Origin of the sequence: Pseudoalteromonas sp. BSi20652 (assembly GCF_000239855.1) — a bacterium.
In the GTDB taxonomy this organism is placed as follows: domain Bacteria; phylum Pseudomonadota; class Gammaproteobacteria; order Enterobacterales; family Alteromonadaceae; genus Pseudoalteromonas.
The window spans coordinates 36,544-52,386 of record NZ_BADT01000005.1; the positions used below are offsets into that span (position 1 = coordinate 36,544).

Sequence of the window (15,843 nt, forward strand, 5' to 3'; positions counted from 1 at the left end):
GACTTCCCATCTCATTGTGAGTCCCTATAATTTGGACAATCATAAACTGCTTTTTAATCAATGTTAAGATTGATTTTTTAATGCAATGCCGAGATTTTCCAATGTGGGTATCTTTTAGGCTTGTGTTAATGGCTTGCGTAAGTATAATAGGCATCCACTTTGCAGGGGCGTAGTTCCAATTGGTAGAACAGCGGTCTCCAAAACCGATGGTTGGGAGTTCGAGTCTCTCCGCCCCTGCCAGTTTTACTCAGAATTTTAGTAGTCTGAGATTAAAAACCGGTTTAGATTAAGTCTGTTTTTAAGTTTAGATTTTAATGGATTAACCTTACCGTAGTGTAGGGTTGTTGTGTCTGTAGTTAAGGTAATAATATTATGAGCACGAATGTAGAAACACCATCAAGTGCGATGGAGTCAGTAAAGTGGTTAGTAGCAATCGCGCTACTTGCAGGCGCAGTTGTTGGTAACCATATGTATGCAGATCAATCTGTACTACTACGTGCTATCGGCGTTGTTGTTGCAATAGCGGCCGGATTAGCAATTGCCTCGCAAACATTTAAGGGACGTAACTTTCTTGCTTTCGCTAAAGAAGCTCGAATTGAAGTACGCAAAGTTATTTGGCCAACGCGCCAAGAAACTATCCACACGACATTAATTGTAATGGTTGCAACAGTGATTATGGCACTTATCCTTTGGGGATTAGATGGCATTTTATTCCGCGCTGTAGGCTTTTTAACTGGATTGGAGATCTGATCCCATGTCGGATGAGAACGAGAACAAAGAAATTAAGTTACGTTGGTATGTAGTACAGGCCTTTTCTGGTTACGAAAAGCGTGTAGCACAAACGTTAACTGAACACATTAAAATCGAAGGTCTTGAAGCGAGCTTTGGTGAGATATTAGTACCAACTGAAGAAGTTGTTGAGATGCGTGCTGGTCAAAAGCGTAAATCTGAACGTAAATTTTTCCCAGGTTACGTACTAGTACAAATGGATATGAATGACGCAAGCTGGCACTTAGTGAACAGCACTGAGCGCGTAATGGGCTTTATTGGTGGAACGTCTGATCGTCCAGCTCCAATTAGCCCTAAAGAAGCTGAGCGCATTCTTAATCGCCTGCAAGAAAATGCTGAAGCACCTAAACCTGCTACATTATTTGAACCAGGTGAAGTTGTACGCGTTACAGATGGACCATTTGCAGATTTCAGTGGTGTAGTTGAAGAAGTTGACTACGAAAAGAGCCGCGTAAAAGTATCTGTACTTATTTTTGGTCGTTCTACGCCAGTTGAACTTGAATTCGGTCAAGTTGAGCAAGATAAGTAATTGATTAAAAAAGCTTCGCTAATTTTTATTTAAATTTTGGCATGAAGCTTGAAAAAGGCCGCTGATTAACTTATAATCAGCGGCCTTTTTGTATTAAGGTAAAATTTATTTTTACTGTACAAAAAGTACGAAACCAATTTTTAAACTGGGAAGCCGTTAGAGTACGCGTCCTCGCGCGCACAAGGCTGAGACCCACATAATGAGGTATTTATAATGGCTAAAAAAGTTGAAGCTCTAATCAAGCTACAAGTTGCCGCTGGTATGGCTAATCCTAGTCCTCCAGTAGGTCCTGCACTAGGTCAACACGGTGTAAACATCATGGAATTCTGTAAAGCGTTTAACGCACGTACAGAGTCTATCGAAAAAGGCGCTCCAGTTCCTGTAGTGATCTCTGTTTACGGTGACCGTTCATTTACGTTCGACATGAAAACGCCACCTGCTGCTTACTTACTTAAGAAAGCTGCTGGTATCAAGTCAGGCTCAGGCCGTCCTAACACTGATAAAGTAGGCACAGTAACTCGTGCTCAACTTGAAGAAATTGTTGAGACAAAACGAACTGACCTTACAGCTGCCGATATGGACGCAGCGGTTCGCACTATCGCAGGTTCTGCGCGTGCGATGGGCTTGAACGTAGAGGACTAAGAAATGGCTAAATTAACTAAACGTATGCGTACTATCCGCGAAAAAGTGGAAGTAACAAAAGATTACGAGATCAATGAAGCAGTTGCTCTTTTAAAAGAGTTAGCGACAGCTAAATTCGTAGAAAGTGTTGACGTTGCTGTTAACCTTGGTATCGATGCTCGTAAATCTGATCAAAACGTTCGTGGTGCTACTGTACTACCTAACGGTACTGGTCGTGACGTTCGTGTTGCTGTATTTACACAAGGCGCTAATGCAGAAGCTGCAAAAGAAGCCGGTGCTGAATTAGTAGGCATGGAAGATCTTGCTGAACTAGTTAAAAAAGGCGAGATGAACTTTGACGTTGTTGTTGCATCACCAGACGCTATGCGTGTTGTTGGTCAACTAGGTCAAATCTTAGGCCCACGTGGTCTAATGCCAAACCCTAAAACTGGTACTGTAACGCCTAACGTTGCAGAAGCAGTTAAAAATGCTAAAGCAGGTCAAGTACGTTACCGTAATGACAAAAATGGCATCATCCATACTACTATTGGTAAGGTTGATTTCACTGCAGAGCAATTACAACAAAACCTTGAAGCTCTAATTGTTGCGCTTAAGAAGGCTAAACCTTCTCAAGCTAAAGGTGTTTACTTGAAGAAAGTAACTATCTCTACAACAATGGGCGCAGGTGTTTCTGTTGACCAAAGCACTTTAAGCACAACTGTAGCTTAAATTAGTGTTTACATGGTGTGAAATTTGTACTATAATTTCGCGCCATTTTGTTGATTAATTTATTAATTTGCAAAGTAAAGAATTCGGGTTGAAGTCCATAATTTCGTTAAGCCTTTGGGTTTACGATAAATTGGGCTTCCGTCCAAGACCGTAGGTGGCTTCGGCCTTAATATTCACCTACGTAGACGGTGTAGACCCCAGATAGATTTTTCCTAATCCTTCTGGCTCTCGCCGTAAAAAGCATCTCTACCTTGTTTGGTAGGGAAGAGTAGAACCGGGGAAACCGATAATCGGTACCCCCATTAAACCAGGAGTAACACCCATGGCTTTAAATCTTCAAGGCAAAAAAGCAATAGTTGCTGAAGTCAACGAAGCAGCCAATGGTGCTCTATCTGCAGTTGTTGCAGATTCTCGTGGTGTAACAGTTGGCGCAATCACTGCCCTTCGTAAAGAAGCTCGTGCAAACGGTATTTGGATGAAAGTTGTCCGTAATACTTTAGCAAAACGTGCTCTTGAAGGAACAGATTTTGAGTGTCTTTCTGATTCATTTGTTGGTCCAAGCTTAATCGCTTTCTCATCAGAGCATCCAGGTGCTGCTGCGCGTATCTTTTCAGATTTCGCGAAAAAGAATGAGAAATTCGAGATAAAAACGGCCGCTTTTGAAGGAAATGTTGTTAATGCAGCAATGCTTGCTACATTACCTACATACGATGAAGCTGTTGCACGCTTAATGAGTGCTATGAAAGAAGCGTCTGCGGGCAAATTGTGTAAAACAATTGAAGCAGTACGTCTACAGAAAGAAGAGCAAGCTGCTTAATTTTAAGCTGTTTAATCTCACTTTCGGTGTAAAATTTATTTGGACTTAATGTCCGTTAATTATTAGGAAATTTGTAATGTCTGTATCTAAAGACCAAATCCTTGACGCAATTGCTGAAATGTCAGTAATGGACGTTGTTGCTCTTATTGAAGCAATGGAAGAAAAATTCGGCGTAACTGCTGCAGCTGCTATGGTAGCTGGTCCAGCTGCTGAAGCTGTTGAAGAGAAAACAGAATTTGACGTAATCCTTACTGGCGCTGGCGCTAACAAGGTTTCTGCAATCAAAGCTGTTCGTAGCGCAACTGGCCTTGGCCTTAAAGAAGCGAAAGCTCTTGTTGAAGCTGCTCCTACACCTGTTAAAGAAGGTGTATCTAAAGAAGAAGCTGAAGCACTTGCAAAAGATCTTACTGAAGCTGGTGCTGAAGTTGAGGTTAAGTAATTTAGCTTTTGCTAAGTTCGCTGCCTGAGAAATCAGGCAAGGGCTGGTGATTATTTAATCACCGGCCTTTTTGCGCTATAGAGTGATGCACTCTTTTAGTTCAAATAAAATCTGATTTTATCTTTACTTTCAACGCTTTATAGTTTGCTAGTGTTAAAGTGGGATCTAATTAGAACAACAGTTAAATGTTGTAAAAATCTTGGCATAGCTGCCAGTTAAGTCTGTTCTTACAAGAACAGGTCGGGTCAAAGATCAGCAAGCTGAGGAACCCCATGGCTTACTCTTATTCTGAAAAGAAACGTATCCGTAAGGATTTTGGTAAACGTCCACAAGTTTTGGATATACCTTTTTTACTGTCTACACAGTTAGAATCGTTTAAAAAATTCTTAGTGCCGGACGCTGATGGCGATCATGGTTTGGAAGCTGCCTTCCGTTCTGTGTTCCCTATTAAAAGCTACTCGGGAAATTCTGAGCTTCAATACGTAAGTTACCGTATTGGTGAGCCAGTTTTCGATGTAAAAGAATGTCAAATACGCGGTGTGACTTATTCTGCTCCACTTCGCGTGAAACTGCGTCTTGTTGTTATGGACAAAGAAGCTCCAGGCACAGTTAAAGACATTAAAGAGCAAGAAGTTTACATGGGCGAAATTCCGCTCATGACCGATACCGGTACCTTTGTTATCAATGGTACAGAGCGTGTTATCGTTTCTCAGCTACACCGTAGCCCTGGTGTATTCTTTGATAACGACCGCGGTAAAACTCATTCATCAGGTAAAGTATTATATAACGCACGCGTTATTCCTTACCGTGGTTCATGGTTAGACTTCGAATTTGATGCAAAAGACAACTTATATGTACGTATTGACCGTCGTCGTAAATTACCGGCTTCTATCATTTTACGTGCACTTGAGTACTCTAGTGAAGAAATCCTAGAAATCTTCTTCGATAACACGACGTTTGAAGTAGCTGACGGTAAAGTTCTTATGGAACTTGTACCTTCACGTTTACGTGGTGAAACTGCCGCTTTTGATATCAAGAGCGAAGACGGTGAAGTATTTGTTGAAAAAGGCCGTCGTGTTACGGCTCGTCACATCAAGAGTATTGAAAAGAAAGGCACTAATCGCCTAGAAGTTCCTCATGAGTACATTATTGGCCGTGTTATAGCTAAAAACTACGTTGATGAGTCAACGGGTGAAGTTATTGCCAGTGCGAATGATGAATTAACTCTTGAGCTAATGGCTGAGTTAGTTAAAGCCGGTTACACTAAAATTGATACGTTATATATCAATGAAGTGGACAGCGGTGCTTACATGTCAAATACATTAAACATTGACTCTTCAAGCAGCCGTTTAGAAGCACTAGTAGAAATTTATCGCATGATGCGCCCAGGCGAGCCACCGACGAAAGACGCGGCTGAAGCCTTATTCCAGAACTTGTTCTTCTCTGAAGAACGTTATGACTTATCTACTGTAGGTCGTATGAAGTTCAATAGCCGTGTTGGTTACGATACAGACACAGGTCCAGGCACATTAAGCAAAGAAGACATCGTGTCTGTTATGAAAGTATTAATTGCTATTCGTAACGGTCAAGGCGATGTTGATGATATCGATCACTTAGGCAACCGTCGTATACGTAGTGTTGGCGAAATGGCTGAGAACCAATTCCGTGTTGGTCTAGTACGTGTTGAACGTGCTGTACGTGAGCGTTTAAGCTTAGGTGACCTTGATGCGATAATGCCACAAGATCTTATTAACGCTAAGCCTATTTCGGCAGCGGTTAAAGAGTTCTTCGGCTCGTCTCAGTTATCACAGTTTATGGACCAAAATAACCCACTATCAGAAGTTACGCATAAACGTCGTATCTCTGCATTAGGTCCGGGCGGTCTAACTCGTGAACGCGCAGGCTTTGAAGTACGTGACGTTCACGTAACTCACTATGGTCGCGTATGTCCAATCGAGACTCCTGAGGGTCCAAATATCGGTCTAATTAACTCGTTGTCTACGTACGCACGTACAAATGACTACGGTTTCTTAGAAACACCTTACCGCAAAGTGGTAGACGGTGTTGTAACTGATGAAGTTGATTATTTATCAGCCATTGAAGAAGGTCAGTTTGTTATCGCACAGGCGAACTCAAACTTAACTGAAACCAATGAGTTTGTTGATGAACTTATCCCATGTCGTCACAAAGGTGAATCTACCTTTATGGGTCGCATGGACCAGCAGTATATGGATGTATCACCACAACAGGTGATCTCTGTAGCGGCAGCACTTATCCCGTTCCTAGAACATGATGATGCTAACCGTGCATTGATGGGTTCAAACATGCAACGTCAAGCAGTACCAACATTGAAAGCGGATAAGCCGTTAGTAGGTACTGGTATTGAGTTAACACTAGCGAAAGATTCTGGTGTAACTATCGTTGCTAAACGTGGTGGTGAAGTAATGTATGCTGACGCAAGTCGCATCGTTGTAAATGTACATGAAGAAGAACGCATTCCTGGTGAAGCGGGCATCGACATCTACAACTTAACCAAATACACACGTTCAAACCAAAATACATGTATTAACCAAAAACCAACGTGTATGGTTGGCGAACCGGTTACTCGTGGTGACGTGTTAGCAGATGGTCCTTCGACTGACTTAGGTGACTTAGCCCTTGGTCAAAACCTTCGCGTGGCATTTATGCCGTGGAACGGTTACAACTTCGAAGATTCAATCTTACTATCAGAGCGCGTAGTTGAAGAAGATCGTCTAACGACTATCCATATTCAAGAACTACAGTGTGTTGCCCGTGATACTAAATTAGGTCCAGAAGAGATCACTGCAGATATCCCGAATGTGGGTGAATCTGCGCTAGGCAAGCTTGATGAGTCAGGTGTTGTTTATATTGGCGCTGAAGTTAAGAGCGGCGATATCCTAGTAGGTAAAGTGACTCCTAAAGGTGAGACACAGCTTACACCTGAAGAGAAGCTTCTACGAGCTATCTTCGGCGAAAAAGCGTCTGACGTTAAAGACAGCTCTTTACGTGTACCAAACTCTGTAACTGGTACTGTAATTGACGTACAAGTTTTCACCCGTGATGGTGTTGAAAAAGACAAACGTGCGTTAGAAGTTGAAGATATGCAGCTTCGCGAAGCGAAGAAAGACTTCAACGAAGAGTTCCGTATTCTAGAAGCTGGTTTATTAGACCGCGCTCGCAAGTTACTTATTGCAGCTGACTTCGATGAAGAAAAATTAGCGTCATTGAATGCTGAAAAGTTACTTACTCAAAGCCTTGCGCAAGAAGACAAGCAAGCTGAACTTGAGCAACTAGCTGCACAGTATGATGAACTTAAAGCTGAATACGATAAAAAGTTTGAAAACAAACGTCGTAAAATTACCCAAGGTGATGACTTAGCACCAGGCGTACTTAAGATTGTTAAAGTATACCTAGCTGTTAAACGTCGAATCCAACCGGGTGATAAAATGGCGGGTCGTCACGGTAACAAAGGTGTTATCTCGACTATCGTACCAGTAGAAGATATGCCTTATGACGACAAAGGTCGTACGGTAGATATCGTATTGAACCCACTAGGTGTACCATCGCGTATGAACATCGGTCAGATCCTTGAAACACATATGGGTCTAGCTGCACGTGGTATCGGTGAACGTATTGAAGAAATGATGAAAGAGCAACGCGAGCTTCATGAGCTGCGTGATTTCATCAAGCAAGCTTACGAAATTGGTGAATCTCGCCAAGTTGTAGATATTGCTAGCTTTACTGATGACGAAATTCGTCGTCTAGCTGAAAACTTAAAAGGTGGTTTACCAATTGCTACTCCTGCATTTGATGGCGCGAAAGAAAGCGAAATCAAAGATATGCTAGAGCTTGCGGGCTACCCACGCAGTGGTCAGGTTACACTTTATGATGGCCGTACTGGCGATCAGTTTGAACGTCAAGTAACTGTTGGTTACATGTATATGCTTAAACTTAACCACTTGGTTGACGATAAGATGCACGCACGTTCAACTGGTTCTTATAGCCTTGTTACTCAGCAGCCGCTGGGTGGTAAAGCACAGTTCGGTGGCCAGCGTTTTGGTGAGATGGAAGTATGGGCACTTGAAGCTTACGGTGCTGCTTACACTCTACAAGAAATGCTAACAGTGAAATCGGATGACGTGAATGGTCGTACTAAGATGTATAAAAACATCGTTGATGGTAACCACAAGATGGAACCAGGTATGCCAGAATCGTTCAACGTATTGTTGAAAGAAATCCGTTCACTGGGTATCAACATCGAGTTGGAAGAAAATTAAGCCAATTAGATGCTGCAGTTAACGCTGCAGCATCTGTTACGGCTGAATAGAATGTAGGGACGAGATTACCCGTCCTCAAGATTAACTCCGACAGGAGAGCTAAGGTGAAAGACTTACTTAAGTTTCTGAAGCAACAAAATAAGACCGAAGAATTCGATGCAATTCGCATTGGTCTTGCTTCACCAGACATGGTTCGTTCATGGTCATACGGTGAAGTAAAGAAACCTGAGACTATTAACTACCGTACTTTCAAGCCTGAGCGCGATGGCTTATTCTGTGCCCGTATTTTCGGCCCAGTGAAAGATTATGAGTGTTTATGTGGTAAATATAAACGCCTTAAACACCGTGGTGTGATCTGTGAAAAGTGTGGCGTTGAAGTTACACTCACTAAAGTGCGACGCGATCGTATGGGTCATATTGACCTTGCGAGCCCAGTTGCACACATATGGTTTTTAAAATCATTACCGTCACGTATCGGCTTAATGCTAGATATGACGCTTCGTGATATTGAACGTGTTCTTTACTTCGAGTCATTCGTAGTAACTGAGCCAGGTATGACAACGCTTGAGCGTGGTCAATTACTTGGTGAAGAAGAATACCTTGATGCATTAGAAGAGCACGGTGATGAGTTTGAAGCTAAGATGGGTGCTGAAGCAGTTTTAGACTTGCTTCGTGAACTCGATCTTGCTCAATTAATTGCTGAGATGCGTGAAGAGTTACCAACTATTAACTCTGAAACTAAGCGTAAAAAAATCACTAAACGTCTTAAATTAATGGAATCGTTCCATCAATCAGGTAATAACCCTGAGTGGATGATCATGACAGTACTTCCAGTATTGCCACCTGATCTACGCCCATTAGTACCACTAGACGGTGGTCGTTTTGCGACATCTGATCTAAATGACCTTTACCGTCGTGTTATTAACCGTAATAACCGTCTTAAGCGTCTACTAGATTTAGCGGCACCAGACATTATTGTTCGTAACGAAAAACGTATGTTACAAGAAGCGGTAGATGCGTTACTTGATAACGGTCGTCGTGGTCGTGCAATTACAGGTTCTAACAAACGCCCTCTTAAATCTCTTGCTGATATGATCAAGGGTAAGCAAGGTCGTTTCCGTCAGAACTTACTTGGTAAGCGTGTAGATTATTCAGGCCGTTCTGTAATCACAGTTGGTCCTACACTTAAGCTTCACCAATGTGGTCTTCCTAAGAAGATGGCACTTGAGCTATTCAAACCATTTATCTATGGCAAACTAGAGCGTCGCGGCATGGCTACGACAATCAAAGCTGCTAAGAAAATGGTTGAACGTGAAGTTCCGGAAGTATGGGATGTACTTGACGAAGTAATTCGTGAACATCCAGTATTACTTAACCGTGCACCAACACTTCACCGTTTGTGTATCCAAGCGTTTGAGCCTGTGCTTATCGAAGGTAAAGCGATTCATTTGCATCCATTAGTATGTGCGGCCTACAACGCCGATTTCGATGGTGACCAAATGGCGGTACACGTACCGTTAACAATCGAAGCGCAGCTTGAAGCTCGTGCATTAATGATGTCAACAAACAACATTCTATCTCCTGCGAATGGTGAGCCAATCATCGTTCCTTCACAGGATGTTGTATTGGGTCTTTATTACATGACTCGTGACCGCATTAACGCTAAAGGCGAAGGCGCGATATTTAAAGATCCAAAAGAAGCAGAAAAAGCATACCGCAGTGGCAATGCAGACCTTCACGCAATTGTGAAAGTACGTATTAGCCAATCAGTTAAAAACGAAGACGGCGTAGTAGAAGATACTATTACTGTTATCGATACAACTGTTGGTCGTGCGATTTTGTCTCTTATTTTACCTAAAGGCATGCCGTTTGCATCAATCAACCAGCCGCTAGGTAAAAAGCAGATTTCTGGCTTATTGAATGAGTGTTACCGTCGTCTAGGTCTTAAAGATACAGTTGTGTTTGCTGACCAAGTTATGTACACCGGTTTCCATTATGCAATGAAGTCAGGTGTTTCTATCGGTATTGATGACTTAGTTATCCCACCGGTTAAAGCACAGATAATTGAATCAGCTGAAGCTGAAGTTACTGAAATCAACCAACAATTCCAATCGGGTCTTGTAACGGCTGGTGAAAAGTACAACAAAGTTATCGATATCTGGTCACGTGTAAACGAAAACTTATCACGTGAGATGATGTCTAACTTGTCGAAAGACACAGTTATTAATGCACAAGGTGAAGAAGTAGAGCAACCGTCATTTAACTCAGTGTTTATGATGGCCGACTCAGGTGCTCGTGGTAGTGCTGCACAGATTCGTCAGTTGGCGGGTATGCGTGGCCTAATGGCACGTCCAGATGGTTCAATCATCGAGACGCCAATCACAGCTAACTTCCGTGAAGGTCTAAACGTACTTCAGTACTTCATCTCAACGCATGGTGCGCGTAAAGGTCTTGCCGATACAGCACTTAAAACAGCAAACTCGGGTTACCTAACGCGTCGTCTAGTAGACGTTGCACAAGATTTGGTAATCAATGAAGATGACTGTGGCACAGAAGATGGCTTAACAATGAAACCGCTTATTGAAGGTGGTGATGTTGTAGAAGCACTTCGTGAACGTGTTCTAGGTCGTGTTGTTGCTGAAGATATTGTGATTCCAGGTACTAATACAGTGCTTGTTGAACGTAATATCATGCTAGACGAAAAACTGTGTGACCTTTTAGAAGAGCATTCAGTAGATGAAGTTCGCGTACGTTCTGTTATCACATGTGATAATGACTTTGGTGTTTGTGCTAACTGTTACGGTCGTGACCTAGCACGTGGTCATATCATCAACGCTGGTGAATCAGTGGGTGTTATCGCGGCACAGTCAATTGGTGAGCCGGGTACACAGTTAACAATGCGTACCTTCCACATCGGTGGTGCGGCATCTAGAGCGTCTGCAGAAAATAATGTACAAGTTAAAACTAATGGTACATTAAAACTTCATAACTCTAAGTACGTATTAAACACAGACGGTAAGATTGTTATTACCTCTCGTTCTACGGAAATTACTATCATTGATAGTCATGGTCGTGAGAAAGAGCGTTATAAAGTACCTTATGGTGCGGTATTAACAGTGCAAGACAATGCTGAAGTTCTAGGTAACGATATCGTTGCTACTTGGGACCCGCATAGTCACCCAATCGTTCTTGAGCATAAATCAAAAGTATCGTTCAGCGATATCGATGATTCAAATACTGAAGCACAGACTGATGAGCTAACTGGTTTAACCCGTGTAGTTGTAAAAGATCTTGCTAAAGTAAATACGAAAGAACCAAAGCTTATCATCGAAAGTGAAGAGCGCGGTCTGCAAGAAACACGTCTTCCTTCATTCACGACGATTGAAGTTATTGACGGCGTTACAGCAAACCCAGGTGACGTGTTAGCACGTATTCCGCAAGAAGGTTCGAAAACTCGTGATATCACGGGTGGTCTACCACGCGTAGCCGACTTATTTGAAGCTCGTAAGCCAAAAGAACCAGCTATATTAGCTGAAGTAACTGGTACAATTAGCTTCGGTAAAGAGACTAAAGGTAAGAAACGTTTAGTTATTACTCCAGCTGAAGGTGATCATTACGAAGAGATGATTCCTAAATGGCGTCAACTTAACGTGTTTGAAGGTGAGCAAGTGTCTAAAGGTGAAGTTATCGCCGATGGTCCTGAATCACCGCATGACATCTTGCGCCTACGTGGTGTGACTCATGTTGCTAACTATATCGTTAACGAAGTGCAAGAGGTTTACCGTTTGCAAGGCGTTAAGATCAATGACAAGCACATTGAAACAATTATCCGTCAAATGTTACGTAAATGTACCATTATGCACGGTGGTGATACTGACTTCTTAGCCGGTGAACAAATCGAAGTGGCGCGCGTTAATATCGCAAACCGTGACCTTGAAAAACAAGGTAAGATACCAGCTAAGTTTGAAATCCAGTTAATGGGTATCACAAAAGCATCACTAGCAACAGAATCTTTCATCTCTGCAGCGTCTTTCCAAGAGACAACACGTGTTCTTACAGATGCGGCAGTGAATGGTAAGAGCGATGAACTTCGCGGTCTTAAAGAAAACGTAATTGTGGGTCGTTTGATCCCAGCCGGTACCGGTTTTGCGTATCATCAAGAACGTATGGCTCGCCGTAAACAAAGCAAAGTAGTAGTAGAAGAGCAAACAGTAAGTGCAGAAGAGGCAACTCAAGCACTTACAGACGCTCTAAATGCTGATTTGTCTGGAAATCAATAAACTGTTCTTAATCAATAGATTAAGTAATCGTAAGGCAGTTATATGCTGTCTTGCGGTTAGTTTAGGTTGACAGGTTAAACTTTGCTCATTAAAATTCCGCCACCCATTTACTTGTGTGCTTAATGCAGGCTCGTAAATAAAGGGCGGATTTTTTATTTTTTTCAGTAGTAATTTTAATTTCAGGAGCTATTTAAATGGCAACTATTAACCAGCTAGTGCGTAAGCCACGCCGTAGCAAGGTTACGAAAAGTAACTCAGCTGCACTAAAAGCGTGTCCGCAAAAGCGCGGTGTATGTACTCGCGTATATACAACTACACCTAAGAAACCAAACTCGGCGTTACGTAAAGTAGCACGTGTACGTTTAACTAACGGTTTCGAAGTAACTTCATACATTGGCGGTGAAGGTCATAACCTTCAAGAGCATAGTGTAATCCTAATCCGTGGTGGTCGTGTTAAAGATTTACCAGGTGTGCGTTTTCACACTGTTCGTGGTGCACTTGACTGTGCAGGCGTTAGCGATCGTCGTCAAGCTCGTTCTAAATACGGTACAAAACGCCCTAAAGGCTAATTGTATTCCGTTAGTAAGGCCAAGCACTAAATATATATAATTATTGTTTTGGGTGATTGACTCGAAAGAGCAAACCTGAATAAACCGGAGATACAAAATGCCTAGAAGACGCGTAATCGGTCAACGTAAAATTCTTCCAGATCCTAAGTTCGGATCGGAACTTCTTGCTAAATTCGTTAACATCGTGATGTTAGACGGCAAGAAATCTACTGCTGAAAAAATTGTTTATGGTGCGCTAGACGTGGCTGCTGAGAAATCAGGCAAGTCGCACCTAGAAATCTTTGAAACTGCACTTGATAACATCCGCCCACAGGTAGAAGTTAAATCTCGCCGTGTTGGTGGTTCAACTTATCAAGTACCAGTTGAAGTACGTCCAGTTCGTCGTAACGCATTAGGTATGCGTTGGTTAGTAGACGCTGCACGTAAGCGTGGCGAAAAATCTATGGGCTTACGTTTAGCTCAAGAAATCGTTGACGCTTCTGATAATAAAGGCACTGCGGTTAAGAAACGTGAAGACGTTCACCGTATGGCTGAAGCGAATAAAGCATTCGCTCATTACCGTTGGTAATCTGTCTTTAACCTTTAAGAGGATCATATGGCACGTACAACTCCACTTGAGCGCTATCGTAATATAGGTATTGTCGCTCACGTAGATGCAGGCAAAACCACCACAACAGAACGTGTTCTGTTCTACACGGGTCTTTCTCATAAGATCGGTGAAGTACATGATGGCGCTGCAACTATGGATTGGATGGAGCAGGAACAAGAGCGTGGTATCACAATCACTTCTGCTGCAACAACGTGTTTTTGGAAAGGGATGGACGCTCAATTTGACGCCCATCGTATCAATATTATTGATACTCCAGGACACGTAGATTTCACTATCGAAGTAGAGCGCTCTTTACGCGTACTCGATGGTGCGGTAGTTGTTCTTTGTGCTTCATCTGGTGTACAGCCGCAAACTGAGACAGTTTGGCGTCAAGCGAACAAATACGAAGTTCCGAGAATGATCTTCGTAAATAAAATGGATCGCACTGGCGCTGACTTCTTAGCTGTGGTTAGCCAGGTGAAATCTCGTCTTGGAGCAACGCCTGTTCCAATTCAGTTGCCTGTAGGCGCTGAGGACGACTTTAAAGGTGTTATTGACCTTATAAAAATGAAAATGATTAACTGGAACGAAGCGGACCAGGGTATGACTTTTTCATATGAGGCAATACCGGCAGATCTTCTGGAATTAGCTGAAGAATGGCGCTCTCATTTAGTTGAAAGCGCTGCTGAAGCCTCAGAAGAACTAATGGATAAATACTTAGAAGGTGAAGAGTTAAGTGAAGCAGAAATTAAAAATGCTTTACGTCAACGAACATTAGCTAATGAGATTGTTCCAGTTACTTGTGGTAGCGCATTTAAAAACAAAGGCGTTCAAGCTGTGCTTGATGGCGTTGTTGAATATATGCCGTCACCAGAACAAGTGAAACAAATCCAAGGTATCTTAGAAAATGGTACTGAGGAAGAACGTCCAGCTAATGATAAAGCGCCGTTTGCTGCACTCGCTTTTAAGATTGCAACAGACCCGTTTGTTGGGACCTTGACTTTTTTCCGTGTTTACTCTGGTACTGTTAAACAGGGTGACACGGTATATAATCCAGTAAAAAGTAAGCGTGAGCGACTTGGCCGTATCGTACAGATGCATTCAAACTCTCGTGAAGAGATCAAAGAAGTTTTCGCAGGCGACATCGCGGCAGCTATTGGTCTTAAAGACGTAACAACAGGTGAAACACTGTGTGATCCGAATTCTATTATTACGCTTGAGCGTATGGAATTCCCAGAACCAGTAATCTCTATTGCGGTTGAGCCTCGCACTATAGCTGACCAAGATAAGATGGGTATTGCGCTGGGTAAACTAGCTGCTGAAGACCCTTCTTTTCGCGTACAAACTGACGAAGAATCAGGCCAGGTTATAATTTCTGGCATGGGTGAACTTCACCTAGATATCATCGTCGACCGTATGAAACGTGAATTCAGTGTTGAATGTAACGTTGGTAAGCCGCAGGTCTCATACCGAGAAGCTATTCGTTCAACTGTTAAGGTTGAAGGGAAGTTTATACGTCAGTCAGGTGGTCGTGGTCAATATGGTCACGTTTGGATTAAACTTGAACCGATGGATATTACGGATGATGAGTCACCAATTTACGAGTTCGTTAACGAAACCGTAGGTGGTTCTGTTCCTAAAGAGTTCGTCCCTGCGGTAGACAAAGGTATCCAAGAGCAAATGTCTCAAGGTGTACTGGCAGGCTACCCATTACTTGGCGTTAAAGCGACTTTATATGATGGTTCATTCCATGATGTAGATTCGAATGAAATGGCATTTAAAATAGCAGGTTCACTGGCAATGAGAGATGGGGCGCTTAAAGCTAACCCTGTACTACTAGAGCCAGTAATGAAGGTTGAAGTACTCACTCCTGATTCAAATATGGGTGATGTAGTTGGCGACCTAAACCGTCGTCGCGGCATAATCGAAGGCATGGAAGATGCATTAGGTGGACTTAAGCAAATTAATGCGCAAGTTCCTCTTTCTGAAATGTTTGGTTATGCAACTGCTTTACGATCTGCAACACAGGGCCGTGCCTCATACTCTATGGAGTTTGTGAAGTACGCTGAAGCCTCTAAAAATGTCGCAGATACAATAATTTCAGCTCGCGCTGTTATATAATTTTAGCTTGTCTGGCTCAATAGTGAGTCAGGCTTTAATTTCTTTATTAGGAATTTTTTAAG

Annotated in this window: 11 protein-coding genes and 1 tRNA gene; all 12 read left to right on the forward strand. The window is 42.5% G+C overall.

Annotation, left to right across the window (positions count from 1 at the left end):
* The first annotated feature begins 163 nt into the window (after nt 1–163).
* The 12 genes from P20652_RS17160 to fusA all read left to right on the forward strand — a co-directional run bounded on the left by P20652_RS17160 (nt 164) and on the right by fusA (nt 15,781).
* Nucleotides 164–240: transfer RNA gene (locus P20652_RS17160), tRNA-Trp, on the forward strand.
* Between the two features lie 132 nt (nt 241–372).
* Nucleotides 373–750 (forward strand): preprotein translocase subunit SecE, encoded by a 378-nt coding sequence (gene secE, locus P20652_RS16335; protein ID WP_008165502.1) that lies wholly within the window; start codon nt 373–375, stop codon nt 748–750.
* Nucleotides 751–754: 4 nt separating this feature from the next.
* On the forward strand, nt 755–1,318 hold the full coding sequence (gene nusG, locus P20652_RS16330; RefSeq protein WP_008165504.1) for a transcription termination/antitermination protein NusG: 564 nt from the start codon (nt 755–757) through the stop codon (nt 1,316–1,318).
* Nucleotides 1,319–1,531: 213 nt separating this feature from the next.
* Nucleotides 1,532–1,960, forward strand: coding sequence for a 50S ribosomal protein L11 (gene rplK, locus P20652_RS16325; RefSeq protein WP_002958879.1), 429 nt, complete (start codon nt 1,532–1,534; stop codon nt 1,958–1,960).
* A gap of 3 nt (nt 1,961–1,963) precedes the next feature.
* Complete coding sequence (rplA, locus tag P20652_RS16320; protein WP_008165507.1) at nt 1,964–2,668, forward strand: 50S ribosomal protein L1; 705 nt, start codon at nt 1,964–1,966, stop codon at nt 2,666–2,668.
* Between the two features lie 322 nt (nt 2,669–2,990).
* Entirely contained in the window at nt 2,991–3,485 is a 495-nt protein-coding gene (rplJ, locus tag P20652_RS16315; RefSeq protein WP_008165509.1) for a 50S ribosomal protein L10, read from the forward strand.
* Between the two features lie 76 nt (nt 3,486–3,561).
* A complete protein-coding gene (rplL, locus tag P20652_RS16310) occupies nt 3,562–3,924 on the forward strand; it encodes a 50S ribosomal protein L7/L12 (RefSeq protein ID WP_008165511.1) in 363 nt (120 codons plus the stop codon).
* A gap of 272 nt (nt 3,925–4,196) precedes the next feature.
* Nucleotides 4,197–8,222, forward strand: coding sequence for a DNA-directed RNA polymerase subunit beta (rpoB, locus tag P20652_RS16305; RefSeq protein ID WP_008165514.1), 4,026 nt, complete (start codon nt 4,197–4,199; stop codon nt 8,220–8,222).
* A gap of 104 nt (nt 8,223–8,326) precedes the next feature.
* Nucleotides 8,327–12,502 carry a DNA-directed RNA polymerase subunit beta' gene (gene rpoC, locus P20652_RS16300; protein ID WP_008165516.1) on the forward strand — a complete coding sequence of 1,392 codons (4,176 nt, stop codon included), beginning with the start codon at nt 8,327–8,329 and terminating at the stop codon, nt 12,500–12,502.
* A gap of 194 nt (nt 12,503–12,696) precedes the next feature.
* On the forward strand, nt 12,697–13,071 hold the full coding sequence (gene rpsL / locus P20652_RS16295; protein ID WP_008165517.1) for a 30S ribosomal protein S12: 375 nt from the start codon (nt 12,697–12,699) through the stop codon (nt 13,069–13,071).
* Between the two features lie 97 nt (nt 13,072–13,168).
* Nucleotides 13,169–13,639 carry a 30S ribosomal protein S7 gene (rpsG, locus tag P20652_RS16290; RefSeq protein ID WP_010555004.1) on the forward strand — a complete coding sequence of 157 codons (471 nt, stop codon included), beginning with the start codon at nt 13,169–13,171 and terminating at the stop codon, nt 13,637–13,639.
* 27 nt (nt 13,640–13,666) lie between these two features.
* Nucleotides 13,667–15,781 (forward strand): elongation factor G, encoded by a 2,115-nt coding sequence (gene fusA, locus P20652_RS16285; RefSeq protein ID WP_008165519.1) that lies wholly within the window; start codon nt 13,667–13,669, stop codon nt 15,779–15,781.
* Nucleotides 15,782–15,843 lie beyond the last annotated feature (62 nt).